Origin of the sequence: Pseudomonas sp. PAMC 29040, from assembly GCF_003994535.1 — a bacterium.
In the GTDB taxonomy this organism is placed as follows: domain Bacteria; phylum Pseudomonadota; class Gammaproteobacteria; order Pseudomonadales; family Pseudomonadaceae; genus Aquipseudomonas; species Aquipseudomonas paraversuta.
This window is the reverse complement of the sequence record NZ_RZAA01000001.1, coordinates 256,757-271,404: the sequence shown is the minus strand read 5'-3', so window position 1 is coordinate 271,404 and position 14,648 is coordinate 256,757. Positions and strand designations below refer to the sequence as shown.

General features: G+C 59.4%; 11 protein-coding genes. 5 read left to right on the top strand and 6 right to left on the bottom strand.

The window, feature by feature from the left end:
- The first annotated feature begins 100 nt into the window (after positions 1-100).
- Positions 101-1,177: a 4-hydroxyphenylpyruvate dioxygenase gene (gene hppD, locus WG29040_RS01155; protein WP_003445442.1), complete on the top strand. Its 1,077-nt coding sequence runs from the start codon at positions 101-103 to the stop codon at positions 1,175-1,177.
- Positions 1,178-1,279: 102 nt separating this feature from the next.
- Here hppD and WG29040_RS01150 read toward each other — a convergent pair whose 3' ends face one another.
- Genes WG29040_RS01150 through WG29040_RS01140 form a run of 3 tightly spaced genes read right to left on the bottom strand, consistent with a single transcriptional unit; the run spans position 1,280 to position 6,233 of the window.
- Positions 1,280-1,918, bottom strand: a complete 639-nt coding sequence (locus WG29040_RS01150; RefSeq protein WP_003445443.1) for a DUF1345 domain-containing protein — start codon at positions 1,916-1,918, stop codon at positions 1,280-1,282.
- Positions 1,919-1,974: 56 nt separating this feature from the next.
- The gene (locus WG29040_RS01145) at positions 1,975-5,076 is read right to left on the bottom strand and encodes an efflux RND transporter permease subunit (protein WP_003445445.1); all 3,102 of its coding nucleotides are present in this window, start codon (positions 5,074-5,076) and stop codon (positions 1,975-1,977) included.
- Between the two features lie 2 nt (positions 5,077-5,078).
- Entirely contained in the window at positions 5,079-6,233 is a 1,155-nt protein-coding gene (locus WG29040_RS01140; RefSeq protein ID WP_003445446.1) for an efflux RND transporter periplasmic adaptor subunit, read from the bottom strand.
- A gap of 178 nt (positions 6,234-6,411) precedes the next feature.
- On the opposite strand from WG29040_RS01140, the gene WG29040_RS01135 reads away from it, so the two are divergent.
- Both WG29040_RS01135 and WG29040_RS01130 read left to right on the top strand, forming a co-directional pair.
- A complete protein-coding gene (locus WG29040_RS01135) occupies positions 6,412-7,113 on the top strand; it encodes a response regulator transcription factor (protein WP_003445448.1) in 702 nt (233 codons plus the stop codon).
- 4 nt (positions 7,114-7,117) lie between these two features.
- Positions 7,118-8,413 carry an ATP-binding protein gene (locus WG29040_RS01130; protein WP_003445451.1) on the top strand — a complete coding sequence of 432 codons (1,296 nt, stop codon included), beginning with the start codon at positions 7,118-7,120 and terminating at the stop codon, positions 8,411-8,413.
- Positions 8,414-8,419: 6 nt separating this feature from the next.
- On the opposite strand, the gene rarD (WG29040_RS01125) is transcribed toward WG29040_RS01130, so the two are convergent.
- From rarD (WG29040_RS01125) to WG29040_RS01115, 3 genes are all read right to left on the bottom strand, one after another.
- On the bottom strand, positions 8,420-9,301 hold the full coding sequence (gene rarD / locus WG29040_RS01125) for an EamA family transporter RarD (protein ID WP_003445453.1): 882 nt from the start codon (positions 9,299-9,301) through the stop codon (positions 8,420-8,422).
- A 281-nt stretch (positions 9,302-9,582) separates the two neighbouring features.
- The gene (gene rarD / locus WG29040_RS01120) at positions 9,583-10,467 is read right to left on the bottom strand and encodes an EamA family transporter RarD (RefSeq protein ID WP_127195417.1); all 885 of its coding nucleotides are present in this window, start codon (positions 10,465-10,467) and stop codon (positions 9,583-9,585) included.
- Positions 10,468-10,599: 132 nt separating this feature from the next.
- Positions 10,600-11,913 (bottom strand): MFS transporter, encoded by a 1,314-nt coding sequence (locus WG29040_RS01115; RefSeq protein WP_127195416.1) that lies wholly within the window; start codon positions 11,911-11,913, stop codon positions 10,600-10,602.
- 158 nt (positions 11,914-12,071) lie between these two features.
- Here WG29040_RS01115 and WG29040_RS01110 point away from each other — a divergent pair, with 158 nt between their 5' ends.
- Together WG29040_RS01110 and WG29040_RS01105 are read left to right on the top strand one after the other, a co-directional pair.
- The gene (locus WG29040_RS01110; RefSeq protein WP_003445464.1) at positions 12,072-13,172 is read left to right on the top strand and encodes a sugar diacid recognition domain-containing protein; all 1,101 of its coding nucleotides are present in this window, start codon (positions 12,072-12,074) and stop codon (positions 13,170-13,172) included.
- 118 nt (positions 13,173-13,290) lie between these two features.
- A complete protein-coding gene (locus WG29040_RS01105) occupies positions 13,291-14,433 on the top strand; it encodes a glycerate kinase (RefSeq protein WP_003445465.1) in 1,143 nt (380 codons plus the stop codon).
- Positions 14,434-14,648 lie beyond the last annotated feature (215 nt).

The window sequence follows — 14,648 nt, the reverse complement described above, 5'->3', positions numbered from 1 at the left end:
GCAGTGTACGCGGGATCTCGTGCGCGCCTCCCGTCAGCCTCAGCATTCTTAGCAAATAACCTTCTGTTAATTCTAAAAATGACCATGATGAGGCGCCAAAATGGCCGATCTATACGAAAACCCAATGGGCCTGATGGGCTTTGAATTCATCGAATTCGCGTCCCCGGTACCCAACACCCTCGAACCCATTTTTCAAATTATGGGCTTCACCAAGGTGGCCAGCCACCGTTCCAAAGACGTGCACCTGTATCGCCAGGGCGAGATCAATCTGATCCTCAACAATGAGCCCCATAGCGTAGCTTCTTATTTTGCCGCAGAGCACGGTCCTTCGGTGTGCGGTATGGCCTTCCGCGTGCGCAATGCGCAACAGGCATTTTCCCGGGCGCTGGAACTGGGTGCGCAACCCATCGAAATTCCCACCGGCCCCATGGAGCTGAACCTGCCGGCAATCAAGGGTATCGGTGGCGCGCCACTGTACTTGATTGATCGCTACGGCGAAGGCAGCTCGATCTACGACATCGATTTTGTGTTCATTGAAGGTGTTGATCGTCATCCGGTGGGAGCCGGCCTGAAAATCATCGACCACCTGACCCACAACGTTTATCGCGGGCGCATGGCCTATTGGGCCAACTTCTACGAGAAGCTGTTCAATTTCCGTGAAATCCGCTACTTCGATATCAAGGGTGAATACACCGGCCTGACCTCCAAGGCAATGACCGCACCGGACGGCATGATCCGCATTCCTTTGAATGAAGAATCATCCAAAGGCGCAGGGCAGATCGAAGAGTTCCTGATGCAGTTCAACGGTGAAGGCATCCAGCATGTGGCCTTCCTGTGTGACGACCTGATCAAGACCTGGGACGCACTGAAGGGCATAGGCATGCGCTTCATGACCGCGCCGCCCGACACCTACTATGAAATGCTCGAAGGCCGTCTGCCTGATCACGGCGAACCGGTAGATCAGCTGCAGTCGCGGGGCATTTTGCTGGATGGCTCTTCCGAGCCGGGTGACAAGCGCTTGTTGCTGCAAATCTTCTCGGAAACCCTGATGGGGCCGGTGTTCTTCGAGTTCATCCAGCGCAAGGGTGATGACGGATTCGGCGAAGGCAACTTCAAGGCGTTGTTTGAGTCCATCGAACGCGACCAGGTGCGCCGTGGCGTGTTGAGCACCGATTAAACATCCATCCTGTAGGGGCTGGCTTGCCAGCGATGGCAGTCTGCGGTTCACCAGTAACACCGCATGGACTGCATCGCAGGCCGGCTCCAACAGTTCGGTTACTTAAAACAATCCCGCCGCAATATTGATCGAGAAGCCCAGTACCGCAGTGTTGAACAAAAAGCCTAACAGCGAATGCACCAGCACGGCTTTGCGCATCTCACGGGTAGCGATGCACACGTCGGACGTCTGTACCGCAACGCTGAGGGTGAAAGAGAAGTACAGAAAATCCCAGTAATCCGGGTTCAGCTCCCCCTCCGGAAAACGCAAGGCCGGCTCCGGCCCCTCATTGTTATAAAACAGCCGCGCATAGTGCAGGCTGAAAATCACCCCGATCATCAGCCACGACCCCACCACCGTCAGCCCGGTAAACCCGTAGTGCATCAGTTGCTCGGATTGATCGAGTTTGCTGTTGCCTGACAGCTCGAGGGTGATGGCCGCCAGACTGGCAATGGCGGCGATGCAAACGGTGAACAACACCATGCTGGCATTTTCATCTTCGACTTCGGCGGTGCTTTTCACGTCGCTGGCTGCGGAGCGAATCACCAGCCACAGGGTCAATCCCAGATACAACCAGACACAGACATTCCAGCCCAGCAAGAACTTGGTCGTCAGGGTTGCAGCGGGAGCAAAGATGCCGACCGCGACCCCAAGCAAGGTGGCAACGGTCAGGCGAGGATGAGTGCGGGCAAGGTGCGACATCGACAAGACAATCCCTGTTACTAATTGATGCAGCACCTTACCACGGGCAGAACCTGTTACAGCTGGCGCGGCTTGCTTCTCACCAGTTTCATCACCACCACAAAGAACACCGGTACAAACACCACGGCCAGGGTGGCGACGATCATGCCGCCAATTACCCCGGTACCGATGGCCTGTTGACTGGCCGAACTGGCCCCGGTGGCAATCGCCAGAGGCACCACCCCGAGAACGAAGGCCAGTGAGGTCATCACAATCGGCCGCAAGCGCAGGCGTGCGGCTTGCACCGTGGCATCTACCAGATCATGCCCTTCGTCATACAGGGTCTTGGCAAACTCGATGATCAGAATGGCGTTTTTCGCCGACAGGCCAATGATGGTGATCAAGCCAACCTTGAAGAACACGTCATTGGGCATCCCGCGCAACGTCACGGCCAATACGGCCCCGAGTACACCCAGGGGTACGACCAGCAAGACCGCAGTCGGAATCGACCAGCTTTCATACAAGGCGGCCAGGCACAGGAACACGAACAGCAACGACAAGCCCAGCAAAATCGGGGCCTGGGCTCCGGACAGCTTTTCCTGCAGGGACAAACCGGTCCACTCCAGGCCCAGCCCGGCAGGCAACTGATCCACCAGACGCTGAACCTCGATCATTGCCTCGCCGGTACTGCGCCCGGGGGCTGACTCACCGGAAATACTGATGGCCGGGTAGCCGTTATAGCGCGTCAGTTGCGCCGGCCCCTGAATCCAGCGGGCTTCGACAAAGGCCGAGAGCGGCACCATTTTCCCCAGGTTGTTGCGCACATTGATCTTCAGCAAGTCTTCAACCTGACTGCGCTGATCACCCTCTGCCTGCACCACAACCCGCTGCATGCGCCCCTGGTTCGGGAAATCATTGACGTAGGCCGAGCCCACGGCCGTCGACAGTACGTCGCCAATGTCAGCGAACGAGACCCCCAGGGCATTGGCGCGTTTGCGGTCGACTTCAAGTTGCACTTGCGGGCTTTCAGCCAGCGCGCTTTCGCGCACGTTGGCCAGTACCGGACTCTTCTCGGCCAGAGCCAGAAATTCGCTACGGGCCTGCATCAGTGCGTCATAGCCGACGCTGCCACGGTCCTGCAGGCGGAACTCAAAACCGCTGGAGGTCCCCAGACCACTGACTGGCGGCGGCAGGATAGCGAAGGCTATTGCATCCTTGAGTTCGCCAAACACGGCGTTGGCCCGTTCGGCGATGGCCGAAGCCGAGTCCTTGGCGCCGCGTTCAGACCAGTCTTCAAGGGTGGTAAAGGCCAGCGCCGCGTTCTGCCCGTTACCGGAAAAGCTGAAGCCCAGAATCATCGTGGTGTTGCCTATGCCGGGCTCGCTGGCGTTGTGCGCCTCGATCTGCTCGGCCACCTTGATCGTGCGGTTCTGGCTGGCACCCGGCGGCAACTGGATATCAGTGATGATGTAGCCCTGGTCTTCAACCGGCAAAAACGAGGAGGGCAGGCGGGCAAAGAGCACCACCAGCACCACCAGCAGCGCGCCGTACAGCAACAGATAGCGGCCACTGCGCTTGATCAGGTGCACAACCCAGTGCTCGTATCCCTGTGACAGGTGTTCGAACTTGCGGTTGAACCAGCCAAAGAACCCGCCCTTGGCATGGTGCTCGCCCTTGGCGATCGGCTTGAGCAGGGTCGCGCACAGGGCCGGGGTCAGTGACAGGGCCAAAAATGCCGAGAACAGAATCGAAGTGGCCATCGACACCGAGAACTGCTGGTAAATGATGCCCACCGAGCCCGGCATGAACGCCATGGGGATAAACACCGCCACCAGCACCAGGGTGATGCCGATAATGGCACCGCTGATCTGGGTCATGGCCTTGCGGGTGGCGTCGCGCGGCGACAGCCCCTCGCTGACCATGATCCGCTCGACGTTTTCCACCACGACAATCGCATCGTCCACCAGAATGCCGATGGCCAGCACCATGCCGAACATGGTCAGCACGTTGATCGAGAACCCCATCACCAGCATGGTGGCAAAGGTGCCCATCAAGGCCACCGGCACCACCAGAGTCGGGATCAGGGTGTAGCGCATGTTCTGCAGGAACAGATACATCACCGCAAACACCAGGATCATGGCCTCGACCAGGGTGTAGATCACTTTGGTGATCGAGACCTTGACGAAGGGTGTGGTGTCATAGGGAATGGAGTATTCAACGCCTGCCGGGAAATAGCGGCTCAGTTCATCCATCTTGGCGCGGATCAGGTTGCCGGTACTCAAGGCGTTGGCCTCGGGCGCCAGTTTCACGCTGAAAGCACTGGCCGACTTGCCGTTGAGGCGGGTGCCGTATTGATACTCCTGGCTACCGATCTCGACCCGTGCAACATCGCCAATACGCACGGTAGAGCCGTCCGGATTGGCGCGCAGGACAATATCGGCAAACTCCTGCGGGCTTGACAGCTGACCCTTGACCAGCACCGTGGCAGTGATTTCCTGGGTCTTGCTGCCTGGCAAGTCGCCGATGCTGCCGGCGGCAACCTGGGCATTCTGACTGGCAATGGCGTTGTTCACGTCAGTGGTCGTGAGGTTGAAACCGATCAGCTTCTGCGGGTTGATCCAGATCCGCATCGCCCGTTCGGCGCCATATAGCTGGGCCTTGCCGACACCCTCCACGCGCTTGATTTCGTTCATCACGTTGCGCGCCAGATAATCGCTGAGCGCAACTTCGTCGAGGTTGCTGTCCTTGCTGGCTGTCAGGGTCACCAGCATCAGGAAGCCCGAGGAAATTTTCTCCACCTGCAAGCCTTGTTGAATCACTGCCTGGGGCAGGCGCGACTCAACGGTCTTGAGACGGTTCTGGACATCGACCTGCGCCATCTCCGGATCGGTACCGGGCTTGAACGTCGCGGTGATACTGGCGCTGCCCAGGCTGCTCTGGGATTCGAAATACAGCAGGCCGTCAGTACCGTTGAGCTCCTGCTCGATCAGGCTGACCACGCTTTCGTCCAGGGTTTGTGCCGATGCGCCGGGGTACACGGCATAGACCTCAACCTGTGGCGGGGCGACCACCGGGTATTTGGCAACCGGCAATTGCGGAATGGCCAAAGCCCCGGCCAGCACGATAAACAACGCAACGACCCAGGCAAAGACCGGGCGGTCGATAAAGAACTGCGGCATGCTCACTGATCCGTGGAGTGTGCGAGAGGGAGTTTCGGATCGTCGATCTGCACTTGCTCACCCGCACGGGCATGCTGCAAACCTTCAATCACAATACGGTCACCAGCCTTGAGGCCGGCATTGACGATCCAGCGATCGTTCTGAACGCTGCCCAGTTGTACCGGCTGCTGTTTGACGCGGTTATCCGCATCCAGCAACAACACTTGGGCAACCCCGGCACTGTCTCGCAAAATCGCCCGCTGGGGCACGCTGATGGCTTCTTTATTGACCGCCTGCTCCAGGCGCACACGGACAAAGCTGCCGGGCAGCAAATCGTAATCCGGATTCGGGAACTCGCTGCGCAAAATGATCTGTCCGGTACTTGGATCAACACTCACGTCGGTGAACAGCAACTTGCCGGGCAGCGGATAAAGGCTGCCGTTATCACGGATCAGCGTGGCCCGGGCCTGGTTCTTGCCCACCTGCTGCAACTCGCCGGCGCGGAAAGACTCGCGCAGATTGTCGAGGTCGCGGGTGGACTGAGTAAGGTCAACATGGATCGGGTTCAGTTGCTGAATACGGGCCAGCGGGGTGACTTCGCCCTGGCCCACCAGGGCGCCTTCAGTTACCAGTGCCCGGCCAATGCGCCCGGAGATCGGCGCCGTAACAGTGGCATACCCCAGGTTCAACTGGGCGCGGCGCACGGCGGCCTGATTGGCAGCCACATCGGCATCGGCCTGCTGGGCCTGGGCCCGGGCATTGTCATAGTCCTGACGACTGATGGCGTTACTTTCAACCAGCTCGCTGTAACGCTGATCCTGAAGTTTGGCCTGCATGGCAAGTGCTCTGGATTTGCTCAGGGCTGCCTGGGCGCTGTCCAGATCTGCCTTGAACGGAGCGGGATCAATCAGGAACAGCACCTCACCCTGTTTGACTTCACTGCCTTCGGTATACATCCGCTTCAATACCACTCCGGCGACCCGGGCACTGACTTGCGCCACGCGCGGGGCAACCACCCGGCCACTGAGTTCGTTATTGATCGACAGGGGCGCGGTGGCAATGACTTCGGTGCGAACTTTGGCCAAAGGAGCCTTGGTCTCGGCGACCGGGCTTTTATCACAGGCACTGAGGGTCAGAGCCAGTGCCGAGAGGCAGAGGGGGGCGAAGAGCTTTTTCAACGATCGTGCCTTCTTATATATGCGGGATATTTCTGTAAGTGCTCCTGCATGCTAAGGGCAGCACGCAAGGGGCGTTGTGAAGCTGTGTAGGTGGTATGTGAAAAAGTGTGAAGGTTGTGCGCCTATCCATGTGAGGTTGTATATCCTTCGGGTTTTCCCCTGGTTGTAAGCATTTATTATGCCCACTATTTTGCTGGTCGAAGACGACGCTGCCCTCTCGGAGCTGATTGCCAGCTATCTGGAGCGCAACGGTTACCAGGTCAGCGTGATTGCCCGAGGCGATCAAGTCCGTGAGCGCGCAAAAAGCAATCCACCTGATCTGGTTATTCTTGACCTGATGTTACCGGGTCTTGATGGCCTGCAAGTCTGCCGTTTGTTGCGAGCCGACTCGGCAAGTTTGCCGATCCTGATGTTGACAGCGCGCGACGATAGCCATGATCAGGTGCTGGGGCTAGAGATGGGTGCCGACGATTATGTGACAAAACCTTGCGACCCCCGTGTGCTGCTGGCCCGGGTTCGTACTTTGTTGCGTCGCAGCAGCCTGGTCGAACCCCACGTGGCCAGTGACCGGATCATTATCGGCAACCTATGCATCGACCTGTCGGAACGTACCGTGACCTGGCGCGAACAGGGCATTGAATTGTCCAGCGGCGAATACAACCTGCTGGTGGTGCTGGCCCGGCATGCGGGAGAAGTGTTGAGTCGCGATCAAATCCTCCAGCGTTTGCGCGGTATCGAGTTCAATGGCACCGACCGCTCGGTGGACGTGGCCATCTCCAAGTTGCGGCGCAAGTTCGACGACTGCGCCGGCGAAGCGCGCAAGATCAAGACCGTATGGGGCAAGGGCTACCTGTTCAGCCGCTCCGAGTGGGAATGTTGAGCCCATGTTCAAGCTCCTGCTTCGTTTGTATCTGGTAACGACGGTTACCTTTGCTGCTGCCATCTATGCCGTGCCTGAACTGGTGGTGACGCTGTTCCATGAGCGTTTCGTCAGCTACAACGCCGATATGTCGCGGGGCATGCAGACCCTGCTGGTCAAACAGTTTCAGCAACTCCCCGTCGGGCAGTGGCCGGACCTTGCCCGGGATCTGGACGCCCAGTTCAAACCCATACGCGTCAACTTGCTGCCCATCAACGACCCCAAGTTCACCCCCAAGGAGCAACACCAGCTGCAGCAAGGGCAGGGCGTGATACGCATCGGCGACTGGGGCTGGCGCACCCTGGTGGTCTCGCCACTGAACCGGGAGCAGGCCATCGAGTGGGTGATGCCCCCTGATCCGCTGGAAATGAATCTGTTGTACTGGGGTATCAATGTCTTGATCGGCGCTGCCTTGCTCGGCGGCTTGCTGCTCTGGATGCGCCCCCACTGGCGCGACCTGGAGCGTCTGAAACACACCGCGGCGCGCATTGGCCAGGGACAGTTGAGCGAGCGCACGCAAATTTCACCGCGTTCAAACATTTATGCCCTGGCCACGGTGTTTGACACCATGGCCCAGGACGTTGAAAGCCTGCTCAATCAGCAGCGCGACCTGCTGAACGCTGTTTCCCATGAGTTGCGTACACCCCTGACGCGACTGGACTTCGGTCTGGCCCTGGTGCTGTGCGACGACCTGCCCGAGGCCAGCCGCGAACGCCTGCAATTACTGGTCGGACATATTCGTGAACTGGATGAGCTGGTACTGGAGCTGTTGTCTTTCAGTCGCCTGCAGAATCCCCGGCTGGCTCCGGAGCGGGTCGAGGTATCGCTGGACGAATTTATCGATAGCATCCTCGGCAGTTTTGATGAAGAACTGGAGACCCCCGACATAGTGCTGGATGTGCGCCTGCACGGGACTCAACAGCGCTTTGCCCTTGACCCGCGCCTCACGGCCCGGGCCCTGCAAAACCTGTTGCGCAATGCCATGCGCTACTGTGATCGCCGAATTCAGGTGGGCGTAAACGTAACGCCACAGGGCTGCGAACTATGGGTCGACGACGATGGCATCGGCATACCGGAGCCCGAACGCGAACGGATTTTCGAGCCGTTCTATCGTCTGGACCGCAGTCGGGATCGGGCAACGGGAGGTTTTGGTCTGGGGCTGGCAATCAGTCGACGCGCCCTGGAAGCCCAGGGCGGCAGTTTGAGCGTGGAGCAATCACCCTTGGGTGGTGCCCGCTTCAAATTATGGTTGCCCGGTTAGCGCGGCTCAGATAGAGCGGCGCTGGCGGCTCACATGCTTGAGGCCTTCGATGATCAGCACCACCACCGCGAGCCAGATCGGACCATAGGTCAGCCACTGACCCTCTTCAAGACTGTCACCGAGCAACAGGGCCACGGCTACCAGCAGCACCGGCTCGACATAGCTGAGCAGGCCAAACAGGCTGAACGGCAACAGGCGACTGGCCAGAATGTAAGCAAAGCCTGCGGCGGCACTGATAATCCCCATCAGCGGCACCAGTGCATACAGGGCCTCGCGCTGGGCGCCCAGATCTACATGGGGGCCTGCCATCACGAACCATAGCGAAACCGGGACCATCAACAGCATGTCCAGCCACAGACCGCCGAGGTTGTCGATACCGATTTTTTTGCGCAGTACGAAGTACATCGGGTAACCGATGGCGACCACCAGGGTCGTCCAGGAGAAACCGCCGGTGCGGTACAACTCGTTGGCAACGCCGATAACGGCCAGGGCCGTGGCTATTTTCTGCAGGTGCGACAGGTGTTCACCGTAGACGATGCGACCGGTGAGGATCATCGTCAGGGGCAGCAGGAAATATCCCAGTGACACATCCAGACCATGCCCGTTCAGCGGCCCCCACATGAACATCCACAGCTGTAGGCCGACCAGGAAGCTGGTGAGCAATACGCAAGGAATCAGTAGAGGTTTATCGCTTAAGCGCTTGAAAATGATGGGAACCCATTTCCAGTCGCCGGAGAGGCAGATAAAGAGTGTCATGAATGGCAGCGATATGAGTATTCGCCAGCCGAAGATTTCCTGACCATCAAGGGGCCAAAGAAGAGAAGTGAAGTAGTACAGGACGCCGAACAAGCAGGAAGCCAAAATCGATAGAAAAATGCCTTTAGACACAACAACCTCAATGGATCTACAACGTTACTCGTTTGAGTGGGAACATAGCTTGAGGCTGTTCAGGGTCGTTGGCAAATGTCTTTTAAACCAACTACTTGGGACTGATTCTTGTTGAGTGCGCTCAAGAGACAAAACGCCAAGCAAATACTGGGCCAAAGTCGTTTTAAACGAGCGTTCGTGTTTCTGAAAAAAAAGATAAACGGTCTGCCGCCACCGGGCAGTCGCTGCCGGGGCACGAGGCTGCGAGGTCTTTCAGGCCCCGCATACCTGGCCCCCGGACCTCACACCGAGCGACGTTGGCGCACCAGATGCTTGAAGCCTTCAAACATCAGAACCACAACCGCCAGCCAGATTGGCAAATAGGTCAGCCATTGTCCGGCGCTGATACTTTCCCCCAGCAGCAGCGCGACAATCACCAGCAATACCGGCTCTACATAGCTGAGCAAGCCAAACAAGCTGAATGCCAGCATGCGACTGGCCAGAATGTAGCTGATCAATGCCAGGGCGCTGATGCCCCCCAGCAGCGGAATAAGCGCATACAGCGCCGGGCGATGGCTGGCCACAGCGAATCCTTGCTCACCGCTCTGCACAAACCACCAGGCCACCGGCACCAACAACAGCATATCGACCCACAGGCCGCCGAGGTTGTCCGTGGCTGCGCGTTTGCGCAATACGAAGTACAGCGGGTAACCGATAGCAACCACCAGGGTGGTCCAGGAAAATCCGCCGACCCGGTACACCTCGTTGGCGACCCCGAGGGTGGCCAGAGCCGCAGCGATTTTCTGCAAATGCGATAACTGCTCGCCATAGACCAGGCGCCCGGTAAGAAGCATGGTTAGAGGCAACAGGAAGTAGCCCAGCGAGACGTCGAGGCTATGGCCGTTAAGCGGTGCCCACAGAAACAGCCACAACTGCACCCCCACCAGTGCGCTGGACGCCACCAGCACTGCCCACAGCCGGGGTTGCTGACGCAGCCGCGAGACGATCACCGGAACCAGCCGCCAGTCACCGGAAAAGCACATGAACAGAGTCATGCAGGGCAGGGTCAGGAGCATTCGCCAGCCGAAGATTTCGGCGCCGCTCAAGGGCCAGAGCAGGGACGTGAAGTAATACATGACACCGAACAGGCTCGATGCCAGAACTGATAAGACAATACCTTTGGACACAACAGCCTCGTTGAAACGCACATTCTGATTATTGGAGGTGCATAGCTTGAGGCTCAGCGGGCCGAAGGGCAAATGGCTTGCTCACATTGGCCTCTGCAGGAGCGAACTCGCTCCTGCAGAGGCCAAGGGGGTTTATGCCTGAGTCATGCCGCGGGTCATGCGCAGCGCCAACAGGCTGCCGCCCACAATGACTGCCGCCAACAGGTACAGGGCTACGTCGGTGGAGCCCGTGGCGTCTTTGACAAAGCCCACCAGGTACGGGCTGAGAAACCCGGCCATCTGCCCCATCGAGTTGATCAGCGCCAGGCCGCCCGCTGCCGCACCGGCACTGAGCATGGCGGTCGGCACCGGCCAGAACATTGGCAAACCGGTCAGGGCACCCATGGTGGCGATGGTCAGCCCCAGAATGGCGATCACCGGCTGGGCTGCAAAATTGACGGCAATCACCAGGCCCAGTGCACCCATCAACATAGGCACCACCAGATGCCAGCGGCGCTCTTTGCGCAAGTCCGCAGAACGGCCCACCAGCAACATGAACACAGCCGCCAGCAAGTAGGGGATAGCGCTGATCCAGCCGATCACCAGGGTATCGCTGAAGCCCATGTTCTTGATGATCGACGGCAGCCAGAAGTTGATCGCGTATACGCCGCTCTGGATGCAGAAGTAAATCAGACCGAACGCCCAGATGGCCGGGTTCTTGAATACTGCGAGCAATGAGTCGGAGGTGGTTGCGGGTTTGTTCTGGGCGTCCAGGGCGTGGTCCGCTTCCAGCACTGCGCGCTCTTTTGCACCGAGCCATCTGGCGTTGGCAAAACTGTCACTGAGCAAGAAAATCGCCAGTGCGCCCAGCACAACCGTCGGCACCCCTTGCAGCAGGAACATCCACTGCCAGCCGGCGAGACCGCCCTGGCCCGCGGCAAAGTGGCTAAGGATCCAGCCGGAGAAAGGGCCGCCAATCAGGCCCGAAACCGGAATGGCACACATGAACAACGCCATGATCCGGCCGCGGCGGAAGGTCGGGAACCACTGCGAGAGATACAGCACCACCCCGGGAAAGAACCCCGCTTCAGCCGCGCCGGTGAAAAAACGCAGGGTATAAAACCCGGCAGGGGTGGTGACAAACATCAGGCAGGTCGACAGCAGGCCCCAACCGATCATCATTACGGCGATCCAGCGCCGTGGCCCGAATCTGCTGAGGGCCAGGTTGCTCGGCACGCCGCACAGCACGTAGCCGATAAAGAAAATCCCGGCGCCAAGGCCGTATACCGTCTCGCTGAACTTCAGCGCGTCGAGCATCTGTAATTTGGCGAAGCCAACGTTTACCCGGTCCAGGTAGTTAAACAGGTAGCAAATGAAGATGAAGGGGATCAAACGCAGGGTGATGCGTTTGTAGATGGCGTTTTTATCGTCATCGCTGATCAGCGATGCGGCGGCGCTCTGTGACATCTTATGTCTCTCTTTATTATGATTTTTCACGATCCGAGGTTAACGTTGATCGCGTGTTGAGTCTCGGCCACCCCAACGCTGCTGTCTTTGTGCCCCTGCACAGGTTTTATCCACACCACCTGTGCCCGTGAACAAATGCCTACAAGGATTTTCACCCTATGTTCGAACTGGATCATGATTTGGCACAGGACATCGTGGATCGCGCGATGGCCATCTTGCCGTACAACGTAAATGTCATGGACAGCCAGGGCCTGATCCTTGGCAGTGGCGAGCCTGAGCGTATCAATACCCGGCACGAAGGGGCGCAGTTGGTGCTGGCCAATGGACGGGTGGTGGAGATCGACGAGCAAACCGCCAAGTGCCTCAAGGGGGTACAACCGGGGATCAACCTGCCGCTGTTGCTCGATCAGCGCCTGATCGGCGTACTGGGCCTCACCGGCGATCCGCAATTGCTACGCACCTACGCCGAGCTGGTGCGCATGACCGCCGAGATGCTGGTGGGCCAGCGCTTTCAGCAAGCCGAACAACAATGGCGACGCCAGCGCTGTGATGATCTGGTGGCCTTGCTGCTCAGTGAAGGCGGCGATTCCGCGCGCTTGATCGATGAGGCCCGGCAATTGGGGCTAAAGCCACAGTTATCGCGCATTCCGTACCTGTTTGAACTGGGCAGCGGGCAAAGCGCCGAGGCCTTGAGTGCCTGGTTGCAATCGCGCTTCCCCGACAGCTGGTGCGTGAGCCCGGCCACCGGCTCACTGTTGTGGTGCCGCCCGGCAACGGCGGCGCTGGATGACCTGCGCCTGCTGGAAAAGCTCGACGCACAGGGCTGGAAGGTTTTGCGCATTGCCGCTGGAGGGCAGGCCGATGCTCTCAATGGCTTGCGCCGTTGTTATCGGCGGGTCGGCGACCTGCTGGCCTACGGTCGTGATGTATTGCCGCAGACGCGACTGCTTAGCCTCAATCGCTATCGCCTGCCGGTCATGTTGTGGCGTCACCGCAATGACGATGCCCTTGAAGAATTGCTTGGCCCGCTGCACAAAGTGGTGGCCAAAGACGGCAACGGCCAGTTGATCGCGACCTTGCGCAGCTGGTGTGAGCACGATGGCCAGAGCCAGGCGTGCGCCGATGCCCTTGGCATTCACCGCAACAGCCTGCGCTATCGCATGGAGCGCATCGCCGAACTGAGCGGTGTCGACCCGCTGAGTCTGAACGGCATGCTGGCCCTGTACCTGGGCGTGCAACTGCTGCCCCAGAATCTCTAGGGTCAGCCGCGTCTTGTAAAAATGAACAACAAAGGCCGTTATTGCTTGTGCACCAGACTGGCGTGTTTGCAGTCAGTTGCTGGCAGCATGGATGCCATAAGAACTGGAGATGCGCCCCATGAAAATCGTGATTGCCCCCGACTCGTTCAAAGACAGCCTGAGCGCTGAAAAAGTCGCTGCTGCCATTGCTGCCGGTTTCGCCCAGGTATTGCCACAGGCACAGTTGATCCAGTGTCCGATGGCCGATGGCGGAGAAGGCACCGTGGAGGCGATCGTGGCCGCAGGCAATGGCCAGTTGCGCCGCAACCAGGTGCAAGGCCCGTTGGGCGCAGCGGTCGAGGCCCACTGGGGCTGGCTGCCGGACAGCCACACGGCAATCATTGAAATGGCCGAAGCCAGCGGCTTGCAACTGCTGACACCGGGACAGCGCGATGCGTGTGTCAGCAGCACCTTCGGCACCGGCCAACTGATCGGGGCGGCCCTGGATGCGGGCGCCCGGCGCATCATCCTCGCCATCGGCGGCAGCGCCACCAACGATGCCGGCGCCGGTGCGTTGCAAGCCTTGGGCCTGGGGCTGTTCGACGAGCAGGGCCAGCCCCTGGCACACGGCGGCCTGGCCCTGGCCGGACTCGCCCGTATCGACCTTGCAGGCCTTGATCCGCGCCTGGCTCAGGTGCGCTTCGAGATTGCCGCAGACGTCAATAACCCCCTGTGTGGCGAACACGGGGCATCGGCCGTATTCGGCCCGCAAAAAGGCGCGTCCCCTGAACAGGTCCAGCTACTGGACAAGGCCCTGGGGCATTTTGCCGATCACTGCGCCCGGGTCTTGCCCAGGGATGTTCGTCAGGAGCCCGGTTCGGGGGCTGCAGGCGGTCTCGGCTTTGCCGCCAAGGCGTTTTTCGCCGCGCAGTTTCGCGCCGGAGTTGAAGTGGTGGCCGAACTGGTGGGCCTGGCCGAAGCGGTGCAGGGCGCTGATCTGGTGATCACCGGCGAAGGCCGTTTTGATGCGCAAACCCTGCGCGGCAAAACCCCTTTCGGGGTCGCGCGCATCGCCCGGGCTCAGGGTGTACCGGTGGTGGTACTGGCCGGCACTCTGGGCGAGGGCTACCAGGCCATGTACGAGCACGGGGTCAATGCCGCATTTGCCATCACCAGCGGCCCGATGAGCCTGGAAGACGCCTGTGCCCGGGCCGAGCAATTGCTCACCGACCGGGCGCGGGACATTGCCCGCCTGTTGAGCCTGAAACCGGGCCCGTATTAACCCGCCCCCGTCTTGATTGACCGATCCGCGTAGTCGCTGACGAGATTCGAAGGCTGCGAGCTTTCTGGTTGTGACAGCGCAGGTGCTTTTTGATACCGCCACAGGTTTTCTGTGTGGCCGTCAAGCAAGGTCCGGCGGACCTAATCGCAGCCTTCGAGCCTCGTCAGCGACCACCGGCAACCTGGCGGTTTGCCATGGCCGGTATGGCTTCGGGG

Bases quoted from the DNA above. Each gene is read 5' to 3' on its own strand.
- WG29040_RS01105 (WP_003445465.1), top strand. From the start codon at position 13,291: ATGAAAATCGTGATTGCCCCCGACTCGTTCAAAGACAGCCTGAGCGCT.
- WG29040_RS01130 (WP_003445451.1), top strand. From the start codon at position 7,118: ATGTTCAAGCTCCTGCTTCGTTTGTATCTGGTAACGACGGTTACCTTT.
- WG29040_RS01145 (WP_003445445.1), bottom strand. From the start codon at position 5,076: ATGCCGCAGTTCTTTATCGACCGCCCGGTCTTTGCCTGGGTCGTTGCG.
- WG29040_RS01115 (WP_127195416.1), bottom strand. From the start codon at position 11,913: ATGTCACAGAGCGCCGCCGCATCGCTGATCAGCGATGACGATAAAAAC.
- hppD (WP_003445442.1), top strand. From the start codon at position 101: ATGGCCGATCTATACGAAAACCCAATGGGCCTGATGGGCTTTGAATTC.
- WG29040_RS01110 (WP_003445464.1), top strand. From the start codon at position 12,072: ATGTTCGAACTGGATCATGATTTGGCACAGGACATCGTGGATCGCGCG.
- WG29040_RS01150 (WP_003445443.1), bottom strand. From the start codon at position 1,918: ATGTCGCACCTTGCCCGCACTCATCCTCGCCTGACCGTTGCCACCTTG.
- WG29040_RS01135 (WP_003445448.1), top strand. From the start codon at position 6,412: ATGCCCACTATTTTGCTGGTCGAAGACGACGCTGCCCTCTCGGAGCTG.